This is a genomic window from Rhodopseudomonas sp. BAL398 (genome assembly GCF_033001325.1).
GTDB lineage: Bacteria > Pseudomonadota > Alphaproteobacteria > Rhizobiales > Xanthobacteraceae > JARJEH01.
Map to the genome: position 1 here is coordinate 1,446,583 of NZ_CP133111.1, position 15,419 is coordinate 1,462,001.

The 15,419-nt window shown below is 65.5% G+C and carries 11 protein-coding genes; 6 read left to right on the plus strand and 5 right to left on the minus strand.

Going from position 1 to position 15,419, the window contains the following annotated elements; all coding sequences use genetic code 11:
- The first annotated feature begins 58 nt into the window (after nucleotides 1-58).
- Nucleotides 59-565 (plus strand): dihydrofolate reductase family protein, encoded by a 507-nt coding sequence (locus RBJ75_RS06935; protein ID WP_044410894.1) that lies wholly within the window; start codon nucleotides 59-61, stop codon nucleotides 563-565.
- On the opposite strand, the gene RBJ75_RS06940 is transcribed toward RBJ75_RS06935, so the two are convergent.
- The 3 genes from RBJ75_RS06940 to aspS all read right to left on the minus strand — a co-directional run bounded on the left by RBJ75_RS06940 (nucleotide 566) and on the right by aspS (nucleotide 5,331).
- Entirely contained in the window at nucleotides 566-1,027 is a 462-nt protein-coding gene (locus RBJ75_RS06940) for a DoxX family protein (protein WP_044410819.1), read from the minus strand.
- 170 nt (nucleotides 1,028-1,197) lie between these two features.
- Nucleotides 1,198-3,507 (minus strand): NADP-dependent malic enzyme, encoded by a 2,310-nt coding sequence (locus tag RBJ75_RS06945; protein ID WP_044410822.1) that lies wholly within the window; start codon nucleotides 3,505-3,507, stop codon nucleotides 1,198-1,200.
- Nucleotides 3,508-3,555: 48 nt separating this feature from the next.
- Nucleotides 3,556-5,331, minus strand: coding sequence for an aspartate--tRNA ligase (gene aspS, locus RBJ75_RS06950; RefSeq protein ID WP_044410824.1), 1,776 nt, complete (start codon nucleotides 5,329-5,331; stop codon nucleotides 3,556-3,558).
- Between the two features lie 258 nt (nucleotides 5,332-5,589).
- Here aspS and RBJ75_RS06955 point away from each other — a divergent pair, with 258 nt between their 5' ends.
- The 3 genes from RBJ75_RS06955 to RBJ75_RS06965 all read left to right on the plus strand — a co-directional run bounded on the left by RBJ75_RS06955 (nucleotide 5,590) and on the right by RBJ75_RS06965 (nucleotide 11,474).
- Nucleotides 5,590-7,068 carry a protein adenylyltransferase SelO gene (locus RBJ75_RS06955; protein ID WP_044410826.1) on the plus strand — a complete coding sequence of 493 codons (1,479 nt, stop codon included), beginning with the start codon at nucleotides 5,590-5,592 and terminating at the stop codon, nucleotides 7,066-7,068.
- A gap of 114 nt (nucleotides 7,069-7,182) precedes the next feature.
- Nucleotides 7,183-8,331 carry a ribonuclease D gene (rnd, locus tag RBJ75_RS06960; protein ID WP_044410828.1) on the plus strand — a complete coding sequence of 383 codons (1,149 nt, stop codon included), beginning with the start codon at nucleotides 7,183-7,185 and terminating at the stop codon, nucleotides 8,329-8,331.
- Nucleotides 8,332-9,242: 911 nt separating this feature from the next.
- On the plus strand, nucleotides 9,243-11,474 hold the full coding sequence (locus tag RBJ75_RS06965; protein WP_234707404.1) for an autotransporter domain-containing protein: 2,232 nt from the start codon (nucleotides 9,243-9,245) through the stop codon (nucleotides 11,472-11,474).
- A gap of 201 nt (nucleotides 11,475-11,675) precedes the next feature.
- Here the strand turns inward: RBJ75_RS06965 and RBJ75_RS06970 are convergent, their stop codons facing one another.
- Nucleotides 11,676-12,317: a response regulator transcription factor gene (locus tag RBJ75_RS06970; RefSeq protein WP_044410831.1), complete on the minus strand. Its 642-nt coding sequence runs from the start codon at nucleotides 12,315-12,317 to the stop codon at nucleotides 11,676-11,678.
- Nucleotide 12,318: 1 nt separating this feature from the next.
- Nucleotides 12,319-13,701, minus strand: coding sequence for a histidine kinase (locus RBJ75_RS06975; protein WP_044410834.1), 1,383 nt, complete (start codon nucleotides 13,699-13,701; stop codon nucleotides 12,319-12,321).
- 326 nt (nucleotides 13,702-14,027) lie between these two features.
- On the opposite strand from RBJ75_RS06975, the gene RBJ75_RS06980 reads away from it, so the two are divergent.
- Together RBJ75_RS06980 and RBJ75_RS06985 are read left to right on the plus strand one after the other, a co-directional pair.
- On the plus strand, nucleotides 14,028-14,789 hold the full coding sequence (locus tag RBJ75_RS06980) for a MotA/TolQ/ExbB proton channel family protein (protein WP_044410897.1): 762 nt from the start codon (nucleotides 14,028-14,030) through the stop codon (nucleotides 14,787-14,789).
- Nucleotides 14,786-15,415: a hypothetical protein gene (locus tag RBJ75_RS06985; protein WP_044410837.1), complete on the plus strand. Its 630-nt coding sequence runs from the start codon at nucleotides 14,786-14,788 to the stop codon at nucleotides 15,413-15,415. Before RBJ75_RS06980 ends, RBJ75_RS06985 begins: the two co-directional genes overlap by 4 nt.
- The last annotated feature ends 4 nt before the right edge of the window (nucleotides 15,416-15,419 follow it).

The following is a 15,419-nucleotide window of genomic DNA, read 5'->3' on the forward strand; positions in this document are numbered from 1 at the left end:
GACATTGCCCTCACCCGCGATCATCATCGAAGGCTACGTCATCGTTTCCGCCGACGGCATGTTGGCGGATGCGCAACGCGTGATGCCGGATGCGTTGAAATTTCCCGGTGACCAACGCTTCTTCGCCGCCGCGCTGGACCGCGCCGACCTCATCGTGCATGGCCGCAATTCATTCGAGGATCAGCCGAATTCTGCACAGCGCAAGCGCATCGTGCTGACCCGCACGGTGGCTGCGCTGGCGCCCGACCCGTCCAATCCCAATGCGACATTGTGGAATCCGGCGGGCGCCGCATTCGATAATGCCCGCGCGCAAACCGGCGTCGATGCCGGCACCGTCGCGATCATCGGCGGCCCGGAGGTGTTCGCGCTGTTCTTCGATCGCTTCGATCGCTTTTGGCTGTCGCTGGCACCGCGCGTCACGCTGCCCCGCGGCGAGCCGTGCTTTCCCGGCGTGCCGCAACGCACGCCGCAGCAGATACTTGCGGCGCATGGCATGCACCCGGCCGAGACCGAGATCCTCGACGCCGCGGATGACGTCAGCGTCACTATCTGGCGGCGCGGCTAGCTACAGATCGGTGTAGCTCCGCTCGGCGGGGGGCGGCGTCGGGCCGATCCCGGCGATCATGAACAAGCCGCCGATCAGCGACAGGTTCTTCAGCGCATGGATCATGTTGTTGGTGGATTCCGCACCGGTCTGGTTCCAGAAGTCATGATAATAATAGGTCGCGGCGACAACGAACAGCACCAACACCCAGGCGAAAAACCGGGCGCCGAAATTCAACGCAATCATCAGTCCGCAGACCAGTTCGAGAATTCCAGCGCCGATCGCCAGCTGCTGGGCGATCGGCATGCCGGTGAGGGTTTCAAGCTGCGTGACATAAGGCGACGTGTAAGCGGCCAGGAATGCCGGCATCACCAGCTTTTCCGTCAGCAGTGTCGTCGCCGCGACGTCGAGCAGCTTTGACGCACCCGAGACGATGAACAGCACCGCGAACAGGAAACGTCCGAACGAAATCAATGCCGGCATGTCAAACCTCATTGGGGTGCAGCCGATGCGGCACGATCGCGCGCAATTATGGCCGTTCGCGGGAGGTTTTCAAACTATCAAATCAGAATGTGGTGCCGATGACACGCCTGCGGTGTCCGTTCGGATCGCAAGAGATCGCTGCCGGGTCCCCGGCAGCGATATTCAAACAATCAGGTGAACAGCGTCGGCTGATGCCGGCCGGCCCTTTCCTGGGCCTCGACCGCGGCGACCGCGGTCATGTTGAGAATGCCCCGCGACGTCACCGATGGGGTCAGGATATGCGCCGGGCGCGCCGGACCGATCAGGATCGGCCCGACCGGCAGCGCGTCGCCCAGCACCTTGACCATCTGATAGGCGACATTGGCGGCGTCGAGATTCGGCATGATCAAGACGTTGGCCACGCCCTCCAACCGCGAATGCGGCAGGATCAGCTTACGCGCCGCCTCCGACAACGCGGTGTCGCCCTGCATTTCGCCGTCGGCCTCGATCTCCGGATGGTTCTCCGCCAGGATCGCGGTGGCGCGACGCATCTTGCGCGAGGATTCGGTGTCGTAGCTGCCGAAATCGGAATGCGACACGAAGGCGATCTTCGGCTTCAGGTTGAAACGCTGGACGTGGATCGCCGCCAGGGCGGCGATTTCCGCCAATTCCTCGGCGCTCGGATTCGGCCGCACCTGGGTATCGGCGATGAAATAGGCGCCCTTGCTGGTGATCATCAGCGCCAAGGCCGCGAATTCGGTGACGCCGGGAAGCGTGCCGATGATCTCGCGGACGTGCCGCAGATGGCTCATGTAGCGGCCATCGACACCGCAGATCATCGCATCGGCCTCGCCGCGGCTCACCGCCAGCGCGGCGATCACCGTCGCATTGGTGCGAACCACGGTGCGGGCGCTGTGAGGCGTCACGCCATGCCGGCCGGCGACGTCGATATAGGACTGCACGTAAGACCGGTAGCGCGGATCGTCCTCGGGATTGATCAGGTCGAAATCCTGCCCGGCCCGGATCGACAGTCCGTACCGCTTGATCCGCGCTTCCACCACCGAGGGCCGCCCGACCAGGATCGGCCGCGCCAGCTTCTCCTCGAGGATGGTCTGGGTGGCGTGCAGCACGCGTTCGTCTTCGCCTTCGGCGTAGATCACCCGGACGGGCTGCGCCTTGGCCTTGGTGAACAGCGGCTTCATGACCAGGCCGGAGCGGAACGCGAAACGTTCGAGCTGGGCGTAGTAATCGTCGAAACTGGTGATCGGACGGGTGGCGACGCCGGACTCCATTGCCGCCCGCGCCACCGCCGGAGCGATGCGCAGGATCAGCCGCGGATCGAACGGACTGGGAATCAGCGAGCCCGAGCCGAAGCCCAGCACCTCGTCGGCATCGAAACCGACCGCGACCGCTTCCGACGGCGGGTCGCGCGCCAGCTGCGCGATGGCGTCGACCGCGGCGTGCTTCATCGCCTCGTTGATCGCGGTGGCGCCGACATCGAGGGCGCCGCGGAAGATGAACGGAAAGCACAACACATTGTTGACCTGGTTCGGAAAGTCCGACCGCCCGGTGCAGATCATCGCATCCGGCCGGACCTTGCGGACTTCGTCCGGCATGATCTCCGGGGTCGGATTGGCCAGCGCCATCACCAGCGGCCGCTCCGCCATCTGCTTGACCATCTCGGGCTTCAACACATTGCCGCCCGACAGGCCGAGAAAGATATCGGCGCCGCTGATCACGTCGCTAAGCGTGCGCTTGTCAGTCTTCTGCGCATAGATCGCCTTCCAGCGGTCCATCAGCGTGTTGCGGCCCTCATGCACCAAACCATCGACATCGCAAACCCAGATGTTCTCGCGCTTGGCCCCGAGCGAGACCAGCAGATTGAGGCAGGCCAGCGCCGCGGCGCCGGCACCGGCGGTGACGATTTTGACGTCCTCCAGCTTCTTGCCGTTCAGCAGCAGCGCGTTGGTGACGGCGGCGCCGACGATGATCGCAGTGCCGTGCTGATCGTCGTGGAACACCGGGATCTTCATCCGCTCCTTGAGCTGGGCTTCGATCTCGAAGCATTCCGGCCCCTTGATGTCCTCGAGATTGATGCCGCCAAAGGTCGGCTCCAGCGCCGCGACGGTCTCGACCACGCGCTCGACGGTGTCGGCGGCGATCTCAATGTCGAACACGTCGATGCCGGCGAACTTCTTGAACAGCACCGCCTTGCCTTCCATCACCGGCTTCGCCGCCAGCGGGCCGATATTGCCGAGCCCCAGCACCGCGCTGCCATTGGTGACCACCGCCACCAGATTGGCGCGGATGGTCAGCGCGGCGGCCTGCGACGGATCGGCGGCGATCGCCAGGCACGCGCTGGCGACGCCCGGCGTATAGGCCAGCGCCAGATCGAGCTGGTTGGCCAGCGGCTTGATCGCTTTGATCTCGAGTTTGCCTGGGCGCGGCAGGCGGTGATACGCCAACGCCGCGGCTTGCAAATCTTCAGAATTGGACGCCATGAGTTCTCCCGGCGACTTTCGTCGACTTCGAAATTTCAGAAAAGTTGATTATTTGCTGTCCGGCAGATTGAGCCGGATGTGCAAGTCGCGCAGCTGCTTGGGGGCAACCTCGGAGGGCGCTCCCATCAACAGGTCTTCGGCTCGCTGGTTCATCGGAAACAGCGAGATCTCGCGCAGATTGTTGGTGCCGCAAAGCAGCATCACAATGCGGTCGACGCCGGCCGCCATGCCGCCATGCGGCGGCGCGCCATACTGAAAGGCGCGGTACATGCCGCCGAAACGGTCGACCACTTCCTGCTCACCATAGCCGGCGATCTCGAACGCCTTGACCATTGCCTCGGGGCGATGATTGCGGATGCCGCCCGAGGCGATCTCGTAGCCGTTACAGCTGATGTCGTATTGGAACGCCTTGATGGTCAGCGGATCCTGCGTGAGCAGCGCGTCCATGCCGCCCTGCGGCATCGAGAACGGGTTGTGTGAGAAGTCGACCTTCTTGTCGTCCTCGTTGTATTCGTACATCGGGAAATCGACCACCCAGGCGAGTTCGAAGCGGTCCTTGTCGATCAGGTTCAGCTCCTCGCCGAGCCTGCTGCGCGCCAGGCCGGCGAATTTGTAAAATTTGGCCGGGTCGCCGGCGACGAAAAACGCCGCATCGCCCGCCTTCAGGCCCAGCTGATCGCGGATCGCCGCGGTGCGCTCCGGGCCGATATTGTTAGCCAGCGGACCGGCCCCCTCGCCGGCTTCGCGCCACATGATGTAGCCCAAGCCCGGCTGGCCCTCGCCCTGCGCCCAGGAATTCATCCGGTCGCAAAACGCGCGGCTGCCGCCGCCCGGTGCCGGGATCGCCCAGACCTGGTTGCGCTCTTCTTCGAGCATCCTGGCGAACACCTTGAAGCCGGAGCCGCGGAAATGTTCGGAGACGTTTTGCATCTCGATCGGATTGCGCAGGTCCGGCTTGTCGGTGCCGTATTTCTTCAAGCTGTCCGCATAGGCGATCCGCGGCCAGCCCTTGGTCACCGGCTTGCCCTTGGCGAAATCCTCGAACACGCCGGTAATCACCGGCTCCATCGCAGCAAAAACATCGTCTTGGGTGACGAAGCTCATCTCGACGTCGAGCTGGTAGAACTCGCCCGGCAGCCGGTCGGCGCGCGGGTCCTCGTCGCGGAAACACGGCGCGATCTGGAAATAGCGGTCGAACCCCGACATCATCAGCAGCTGCTTGTATTGCTGCGGTGCCTGCGGCAGCGCGTAGAACTTGCCCGGATGAATGCGGCTCGGCACCAGGAAGTCGCGCGCGCCTTCCGGCGACGAGGCCGTCAGGATCGGCGTCTGGAATTCGAAGAAGCCCTGCTCCTTCATCCGCTTGCGCATCGAATCGACGATCGCGCCGCGGGTCATGATGTTCTGGTGCAGCTTGTCGCGACGCAGGTCGAGGAATCGGTATTTAAGCCTGATGTCCTCGGGATATTCCTGCTCGCCGAACACCGGCAGCGGCAATTCGCCGGCCGGACCCAGCACTTCGATCTCGGTGATGAAGATCTCGACCTGCCCGGTCGGCAGCTCAGGATTTTCGGTGCCTTCGGGACGGCGGCGGACCTTGCCGTCGATCCGCACCACCCATTCGGCGCGCAACTTCTCGGCGTCCTTGAATGCCGGCGAATCCGGATCGGCGACGCATTGGGTCAGGCCGTAATGGTCGCGCAGATCGATGAACAGCAACCCGCCATGGTCGCGGATGCGGTGGCACCAGCCGGAAACGCGGACGGTCTGGTCGATGTCGCTGTCGCGGAGCGCGCCGCAGGTGTGGGATCGGTACCGGTGCATGGAAATCCTGGAAAGCCGTCAGAGGGCAGAATCAAGCGGTTCCGCAGCCTTGCGGAGAGCGTCAGGGTTTAGCCGAGCCGACCCATCGCGGCAACACAATGAGCCAGCGCAGATCGCGCATCAGCATCGCGCGACCCGGAAAAACCGCCATGAAATCAACGGCCGTGCTCCGCCGCGGCGCAAAAACCGCCGAACATATTGAAGCCGGGCGGATTCTGGCGGATTGTCTCGGCTCGATCCTTACCTATCTGGATACGGATGACCGTTCATTTTCCCTTCGACAACAGCTACGCCGCGCTGCCCGAGAATTTTTTCGCGCGGGTGGCGCCTTCCCCGGTCGCCGCGCCGCGGCTGATCAGGCTGAACCGCCCGCTGGCGCGCCGGCTCGGGCTCGACCCGGATCTGCTCGCCAGCCCCGAAGGCGCAGCGATACTCGCCGGCGCCACCAGGCCGGACGGCGCCGCCTTTATCGCGATGGCCTATGCGGGGCACCAGTTCGGCCATTTCGTGCCGCAGCTCGGCGACGGCCGCGCGCTGCTGCTCGGCGAGGTGATCGACAGTGACGGCAAGCGCCGCGACATCCAGCTGAAGGGCTCGGGCCGCACCCCGTTTTCGCGGATGGGTGACGGCCGCGCCGCGCTCGGGCCGGTGCTGCGTGAATATATCGTCAGCGAGGCGATGGCGGCGCTCGGGATTCCGACCACCCGCGCGCTCGCCGCCGTCCTGACCGGCGAGCGCGTCGCCCGCGACGGCATGCTGCCCGGCGCGGTGCTGACACGAGTGGCGTCGAGCCATATCCGGGTCGGCACCTTCCAATATTTCGCCGCGCGCCGCGACGATGACGGCGTCCGCAAACTCGCCGATCACGTCATCGCCCGGCACTATCCCTCTGCGATGGCAGCAGAAAACCGCTATGTCGCGTTGCTGGAGAACGTCGTCGCCCGGCAAGCCGAGCTGATCGCGCGCTGGATGCAGATCGGCTTCATCCATGGCGTGATGAACACCGACAATTGCTCGATCGCCGGCGAGACCATCGATTACGGCCCCTGCGCCTTCATGGATGCCTTCGATCCGAAGACCGTGTTCAGCTCGATCGACCAGATGGGCCGCTACGCCTATGGCAACCAGCCGGCGATCGGGCTGTGGAATCTGACCCGGCTGGCCGAATGCCTGATCCCGCTGCTGGCGGCCGACCAGGACGAAGGCATCGCCGCCGCCGAAACGGCGCTGGGCGGCTTCGCCGAGACCTTCAACGCCGCTTATCAGTCCGGCTTCACCGCCAAAATCGGACTGACGAGCGGGCGCGCCGACGATCTGGCGCTGCTGCAGGACCTATTAGTGGCGATGAAACAGGGTCAGGCCGACTTCACCCTGACGTTCCGGCGCCTCAGCGACGCAGCGGGCGATCCGTCTGAGCTCGGGGCGGTGCGCGCTTTGTTTACCGACCCGACCGGATTCGACGACTGGGCGGTGCGCTGGCAGAGCCGGATCGCGGCGGAGCCGCAGGACGGCGCGGCGCGGCAGGCCGCGATGCGGGCGGTGAATCCGGCCTATATCCCGCGCAATCACCGCGTCGAGGCGGTGATCGAGGCCGCGGTGAACCGCGACGATTTCGCGCCATTCGAGCAATTGCTGGCGGTACTCGCCAACCCATTCGAGGAGCGACCGGAATTCGCTCGCTATGCCGATCCTCCGCAGCCGCATGAGCGCGTCACAGAAACGTTTTGCGGAACTTGATCGCGGCCGGTCGAGCGTGTCTAGTGCATCGGATTCGACTGGTTCATGTGCGAAAGTCTTCGACACATCAGCACGTTCAGCCGAACGCCGCTCTCATAGTGTGATGGACTTTTCATGGATCTGATTACCACCACCGACGAACTCGCCGCCGTCTGCGCCCGCCTCGCCAAGCATCCCGTCATCACGGTCGATACCGAATTCCTGCGCGAGACCACCTATTACCCGCTGCTTTGCGTGGTGCAGATGGCCAGCGCCGAGGAAGCCGTGGTGGTCGATACGCTGGCGCCCGGCATCGACCTTGCGCCATTTTTCGACCTGATGGCCAATGAAAGCGTGCTCAAGGTATTCCATGCGGCGCGGCAGGACATTGAAATCGTCTGGCACCGCACCGGCGTCGTGCCGCGTCCGATCTTCGACACCCAGGTCGCCGCGATGGTGCTCGGATACGGCGATTCCATCGCCTATGACCAGCTGGTCGAACGCATCACCGGGCATCGCCCGGACAAGACCCATCGCTTCACCGACTGGTCGCGGCGGCCGCTGACCGAAGAGCAGATGCATTATGCGGTGTCGGACGTCACCCATCTGCGCGACGTGTTCGCCGCGCTGGACGCCGACCTGAAGAAGCGCGGCCGCAGCGACTGGGTCAGCGAGGAAATGGAAGTCCTGACCTCGCCCAAGACCTATGATTTCGATCCCGGCAGCGCCTGGGAACGGCTGAAGACTCGGGTGCGCAAGCCGAAGGAACTCGCCGTGCTGATGGAAGTCGCCGCCTGGCGCGAACAGGAGGCGCAGAGCCGCGACGTGCCGCGCTCGCGGGTGCTCAAGGACGACGCGCTCGGCGACATCGCCACCCATGCGCCGACCACGCTGGAGCGGCTGGCCAATCTGCGCTCGCTGCCGAAGGGATTTGATCGCTCGAAATGGGGCGCCGACATCATCGCCGCCGTGCAACGCGGCATCGCCCGTGATCCCGCCACCCTGCCCAAGATCGAAAAGCCGCGCGGCAATTCCAACGGCGCGGCAATCGTCGAACTGCTCAAGGTGCTGTTGCGCATGACCTCGGAGCGCCACGCGGTGGCCGCCAAGGTGATCGCCACCGTCGACGACCTCGAACAGATCGCCGCCAATGACGAGGCCGATGTCGGCGCGCTGCGCGGCTGGCGCCGCGAATTGTTCGGCGAAGCGGCGCTGGCCCTGAAACAGGGCCGCTCGGCGCTGGCGATCGACAAGGGCAAGGTCATCAAGGTCGATCGCGACTGAGCGCGCGACGGAGCACTGCACCGATCCCAGAAGACTCGGCCATGACTGCAGGTCCTGGCGGTCCTCGTCGAAGTCCTGCGGCTGCCGCTTTGTCTGGGAGCGATTCCATGCGGTCTGCCACGCCTGCTCAGGCGACTTCAAACATCATGACCGTGACGGCTCCGCCTTCACCGGAGTGTGCGCCGGGATAGATGCCGCAATCCCACGACCCGGTCGCACCGCGTCCGGGGAGACGGGACCTGATCGTAGGTCGGAATCGAAGCCGGCGCTTCGCTCAACCCGCGCGGCAACTACCTGCCGGTTCCACCGGCCTGTCGACCGGCTGCACGCAACGCGTGTGAACTTTTGCGGCAGTGGCCTGAATTGTTTGCGAATTGTTAGAAAGCGCGCTTTTTCAGACACTTACGCGGAGCATTTTCGTCACCGAACGCCAAGTCTGGTTGTGAAGGTGCCCCACTCCGCGTTGTACTGCCCTTCAGGGATGCGCCACGGCGCGGGATGATGGGGCGAACATGCAGTTTGGTCGGGGACAGGGATGGATGCGGAGCGTTGCCAGCGCGGCTTTGGCGATCGGGTGCGCCGGGCTTGGTTTCGCAGGAACGGCACTGGCCCAGACCGCCGGCGGCTCAGGCGGCCAAGGCTCGACGGTAGGCGGAGCTGGAGGCGCGGGCGGAACCGGATTCTCGGGGATGGCCGGAGCGGATGGCGGCAGCAGTAATCTCGGTGGCGGCGGTGGTGGTGGTGGCGCGGGAGGCGGGCTAGGCGGCGCTGGGGGAATGGGCAGCACGACCATGCAGTCTGGTGGCGCGGGCGGTGCCGGAGGTGCCAACGGCAATGGCGCAGGCGCCGCTACGATCAGCAACACCGTCCCGTTGTCTGGCCTCGACGGTCTGACCGGTGAAGGCACGGGGATGACAGGATCGGGCGGCTTCGGTGGCGGAGGCGGCGGCGGCGGTGCCGGCGGTTACGGCGCGATCGTCACCGGCCCGTCCGCCAGTTCGAACACCAGCACCGTTTCCGGCGGTCGTGGCGGCGCTGGGGGCGTGAGCGGCGACGGCACGTCGGGAAACGGTGGTGACGGGGGCATCGGCATCTATTTTACGACGCCGGGCGCGACGCTGGCGAACTCCGGATCGATTTCCGGCGGTGCAGGCGGGGCCGGCGGGGCTGCCGGACCGTCCGTCGGACTCGGCGCGGGCTCGGCTGGTGCGGGCGGTGCGGGTATCGTGGGCGCTGATCTGACCATTATCAATTCGGGCGCCATCGCGGGAGGTCTCTCCGGCGGAGCGACCCCGGTCCGGGCCGACGCGATCACCTTCACCGGCGGCGCCAATACCCTGACGTTGCAGGACGGTTTTTCGCTCACGGGAAATATTGGCGTCACCGGCAGCGTCAACTTCAATCAGGTCACCGACCAGACGCTGGGCAACGCGATCACCGGCACCGGCAGCGTGGTCAAAACTGGAGCGGGGACTCTGACGCTCTCCGGCGCCAGCACCTATTCCGGCAACACCACCGTGAATGCCGGCACGCTCAGTGTCATCGGCTCGATCGCGTCGTCCTCGCTGGTCAGCGTGAATGCCGGCGCCACGCTCGGCGGTACCGGCTTTGTCGGCAACACGCTGATCAACGGCGGCAGCCTGGCGCCGGGCAACTCGGTCGGCACGCTCAACGTCACCGGCAATCTCGCCTTCACCTCGACATCGCGCTACATGGTCGACGTCACGCCGGCGGATGCGGATCGGGTCAACGTATCGGGCACGGCGACGCTCGGCGGCGCCACCGTCAATGCGTCGTTCGCCGCGGGCAGCTACGTCAACAAGCACTACACCATCGTCAACGCGACCGGCGGCGTGACCGGCACGTTCGGCTCGCAGGTCAACACCAACCTGCCATCGAACTTCACCTCGGCGCTCAGCTATGACGCCAATAACGCCTATCTGGATCTGACGCTCAACCTGGCGCCAGAGGCATCGGCGCCGCTCAATGGCAATCAGCAGCAAGTGGCCAATGCGATTGCCAGTTCCTTCAACACGAACGGCAGCATTCCGCTCATCTTCGGCTCGCTCGGTCCATTGGGGCTGCAGCAATTGTCGGGCCAGCTCCGGACTGGAATACAGGCAATGTCTTTCAGTTTCAGCAATATGGCGATGAAGATCCAAAGTGTCTTTGCTCCCATCCCGACCCCATATGGTGCACTCGGCTATGCCGACGAGGCGTTGACCGACAGGTCGCAGCGCCGGCCGAGCGATGCGCTCGCCGCGATCTATCGCAAGGCGCCGCCGAGGGCGCCGGTGTTCGTCGAGCGCTGGAACGTATGGGCGTCCGGTTTCGGCGGATCGCAGACCACCGACGGCAACGCCACGATCGGATCGAGCAGATCCAACAGCCTGATTTTTGGCGCCGCAGTCGGCGCTGACTACTTGTTATCGCCGGCAACGACGGCCGGCTTCATGCTGGCCGGTGGCGGCACCAATTTCGGCACCGACGGCGGCGGCTCCGGCCACTCCGACGTGTTCCAGGTCGGCGTTTCCATGCGGCACTCGATGGCTTCAAGCTACATCGCCGCCGCTATGGCCTATGGCTGGCAGGACGTCACCACCGAGCGCTCCATCGGCACCGGCCTGTTGCAGGGTCGCTTCCAGACCAATTCCTGGTCGGGTCGCATCGAGGCCGGCAACCGCTTTGCCGCGCCATGGTTCGGCGGCGTCGGGCTCACGCCCTACGCAGCCGCGCGGGTCACGGCGCTCGTGCTGCCGGCCTATGCCGAAAGCGGTTTCGGCGGCTCCAGCATTTTTGCGCTGAACACAGCCGGCCAGACGGTGACAGCGCCGCGCAGCGAACTCGGCCTGCGAACCGACAAGTCCATTGCCCTCGACGACGCGATCCTGACCTTGCGCGGCCGCGCAGCGTGGGCGCATGACTTCAACACCGAGCGCAGCGTGCAGACGACGTTCCAGGCGCTGCCGGGGGCGTCCTTCGTGATCAACGGCACGCCGGCAGCGAGCGACGCCGCGCTGACCACCGCGGAAGCCGAATTGCGCTTCGTCAGCGGCATATCGGTCGGCGCGACCTTCGAAGGTGAGTTCTCGGACGTGACGCGCAGCTATGCCGGCAAGGGCGTGGTGCGCTATGCTTGGTAGCTCCGTCGCGTAGCGTTCCACAACCCTGTCGTATGAATTTCCGGCTCACTCGCCGCTGACGCGGCTGGCGCCGCGAATTGTTCGGCGAAGCCGCCCTCGCCCTGATACAGGGCCGCTCGGCGCTGGCGATCGACAAGGGCAAGGTTATCAAGCTCGATCGCGCGCAGCGCGCGCCGCGCGACCGATCAGCGCGGCAGGATGTTAGTCCAACGTCACCAGCCCGGCCGCGGTCGCCAGCCATACCAGATGCGCGTCGGTGCGAGCGCCAATCTTGGCCTTGATCTGATAATGATAGTTTTGGATGGTCTTGGCGCTGAGATTGAGTGCGGCGGCGATGTCATCGGTGGTCCAGCCCGACGCGACCAGCCGCAGGATCTCGGTTTCCCGCGGTCCCAGATCCTCGACCAGCGAGCGTTCGCAGGACAATCGCTCGGCGGCGACCTCACGGGCGATGTCCTCACTGACGGCGCGGCCGCCACGGGCCACGGTGGCAATCGCCCGCAACAATTCGGGCGGCGCGCTGCTCTTGGTGACGTAGCCGCGCACCCCGGCCTCGAACGCTTTCAGCGCGAAGGCGGCGCTGGCGTGCATGGTGAACACCAGGATTTTGGCGGCGCGGTCCCACTGCCTGATGTGCCGCACCGCCTCCAGCCCGCCGGCGCCGGGCAGCGACAGATCCATCACCACCACATCGGGCTTGGAGTCGCGATAGGCCTGGTAGGCCGACGCCGCATCCTCGGCCTCGGCGCAGACCCGAAACCCGGGCTGGCGTTCCAACAGCCGCCGATAGCCTTCACGCACGATCGGATGATCGTCGACCAGCATGATGCTGAGCGCGCTCACCTCACGCCGCCGCAGCGGTCGGACGCGACGCCGGCAGCGGGATCGAGGCGGCGACCCGCACGCCGCGCGCAGCGCCGGAAATCGACAGGCTGCCGCCGAGCGCACTGATGCGTTCGCGGATCCCCAAAATGCCGTGGCCGGAGGCGGCGTTGATCTGCCCGGCATCGCCGCCGCCGTCGTCCTCGACGCTGAGTGCCACGCTGTTGGCGGCATCGGTCAAATGCGCGACCCGCAGATGGACATGGCGCGGCCGGCCGTGGCGCGCCGCGTTGGTCAGGCACTCCTGCGCGATCCGATAGACATTGACGGCGGCATCGGCCGGCACGGTGGCGAGATCGCCGGCCATTTCGAGGTGGAAGACCGCGCCGTGGGTGCCGCAATTCCAGCGCGCCACCAATTGCGCCAGACTGTCCTGCAGGCCCAGTTCCTCGAGATCCTGCGAGCGCAGCCGCGCCAGCGCGCCGCGCAAGGTGCTCATCATCTGCTTGGTGATACGGGTGATGGCGCGGGCGTCGTCGCGCATGTCGGGGCGATCGCCGGCGTCGGTCTCGATCGCGGCGGCCAATGCCGCGGTGGCGGTCAGGCATTGGCCGAACTCGTCGTGCAGGTCGCGCGCGAGTGCCCGGCGTTCGTCTTCCTGCACCTGGAACAACCGCTTGGTCAGCGCCACCCGCTGGGCGGTGGTGTGCGCGAGGCGATCGGCCAGATCGTTGGTCGCGCGCGCGATGTGATTGAATTCGGCGGTGGCGAAGCCGGGCAGCCGATGCCGATAGTCACCCTGTTCGAGCTGGCGCAGTCCGCGCACGATGCGGCGCGCCGGCTGCAGCGCATGGCCAAGCAGCGCGGCCGCCAACAGCCCGATGCCGATCGCCATCGCCGAGGCAAATCCCAGCATCACCACCACCTGCCGCCACGCCTGCCGGATCGCGGCGGCCGGATCGGCGCGCGCCGCGATCGATCCGGCATCGCGGTCGCGGATCGTCAGCGGCCGTGTGGCGATGCTGTGCGGGCCGAACACCGCCGTATAGGCGGCGACGAACCAGTTCGGCGCGGCGCTGCCGATCGCGTCGGTCTGGCTGCAAACCTCGCGCGGGTCCTGCCGTGCCAGCCGGAAGCCGACGCAGATGCCGGGCGCGATCACCTTCAGGGTGGCGATCGAATCCCAGTCCGGCGCCGGCAGCAGCGCCTCGCGATAGACCCCGTCGCGCCACAGCAATTCGCGCCAATACAATGATTGCAGCCGGGCGGCGACGCGGTCGGCGGAGCCGGCGATGTCGGCCTCGATGCTGCGCTGCGCATCGATCAGCACCCAGCCCATGGTGCAGACGAGGCACAACAGCACCACGCCGACCAGCCGCAAGATCAGGTGAATCAGCAGGCGCATGACCCAAAACCCTCCCGTCGCGTATCCGCATCTAAGAGGAGCCGACCCGGGCTTGGCAAGGGTTTGTGCGACAGATCGGGCAATTTGCCCGGCCGCGCGCGGGTGGATTGCCCTGTCCCCGGCGCCGCGGCGGCGTCTACCATGAGGAGCTCAATTTCGTCATTGCGAGGAGCCCTTGCGACGAAGCAATCCAGGGCAGCGCGAAAAGCCTGGATGTGCGGCCGCTGGATTGCTTCGCATTCGGACGGCGCGTTGCGCCGCCCTTCGTTCGCAATGACGAGGAAAAGCGCGGAACAATCCGCAGCGCAGACGTCGGAGGCAGCGCGATGGCCAAACCCGAAGCGGACACGGCCGATCGCGCCCCGCTGCTGCGTTGGCTGATCTTTACCGGGGTCTGGCTGTTCGGGCTGCTGCTGGCGTGGCGGTTCGGGCTGATCCGGCAAATGCTGGCAGCGGATCGCACCTATCTGTCACTGCTGATCGTGCTGTTCTATGGCGGCGCCGCGCTGCATTGCCTGTGGCGCACCATCGTGGTGTCGCGCGAGGCCGATGCGACGCGACGCACTGCGGCGCTATTTTTGCGCGGCGGACCACGACTCGTGGTGAGCCCGGACGCGGTGGCGCTCGATGGCGTCGGCGCCTTGCCGCGCAGCCTGATCGCCGATTTCATCCGCGATCTGGCCATCAAATCCGGACTGCAGGGTGGCCGGCCGCTGGACTACACCATGCTGCTACGCAGTTTTGCCGGGCATCTGCGCGGCTCCAACGCGTTCGGCGCCTTTGCGGGCGATACGCTGATGAAGCTCGGGCTGATCGGCACCATCATCGGCTTCATCATGATGCTGGCGCCGATCGCCGGCCTCGACACCGCCGACCGCGCCGCGATCAAGTCCTCGATGAACCTGATGAGCGAGGGCATGGCGGTGGCGATGTACACCACCTTGGCCGGCCTGGTCGGCTCGATCCTGGTCCGGGTGCAGTACTATATGCTGGAGAGCGCTACCGCAAAACTGTTTTCCGATTCGGTGGCGCTGGTCGACGTCCACGTCGTGGCGCTGCTCGACCGCACCACGGAGGCCGCGGAGTGATCGACGATTTCGATTTCGCCGAGCGCGACGGCGGCTTCGATCCGTTCGGGGTGATGCTGTTCAAGGCGCTGCAGGTGCTGGCGTTCCTGTTCTTCATCGCGCTGCTGGCGATCAACCCCAAGGACGACGGCGGCAAGATCGATCCGAAGCTGGAATTTCTGGTGACGGTGAGCTGGCCCGACAACCATCCGGACGACATCGACATGTTCGTGCAGGATCCGCTCGGCAACATGGTCTGGTATCGCCGCCGCGAGTCCGGCTTCATGGTACTGGATCGCGACGATCGCGGCGGCCTGAACGATTTCATCATGGTCAACGGCCGCAAGGTGCCCTCGCCGATCCGCCAGGAGATCGTCAGCATCCGCGGCGTGGTCGCCGGCGAATATACGGTCAACATCTATCACTTCGCCGCCCTGACCGGAAAGCCGGTAGCAGTCACCGTCAAGGTGGAAAAGCTCAATCCGACCGTGCAGGTGGTGTTTTACGATAGTCTGCCGCTCGATCATGGCGGCCAGGAAAGGACCGCGGTACGCTTCGTGCTGGACGGCGCCGGCAAGGTGCTGGATGTCAACCGCAACGACAAATCTCTGTTGCAGACATTGCGCAAGCCGCGCAATGCCGGGTAGGACG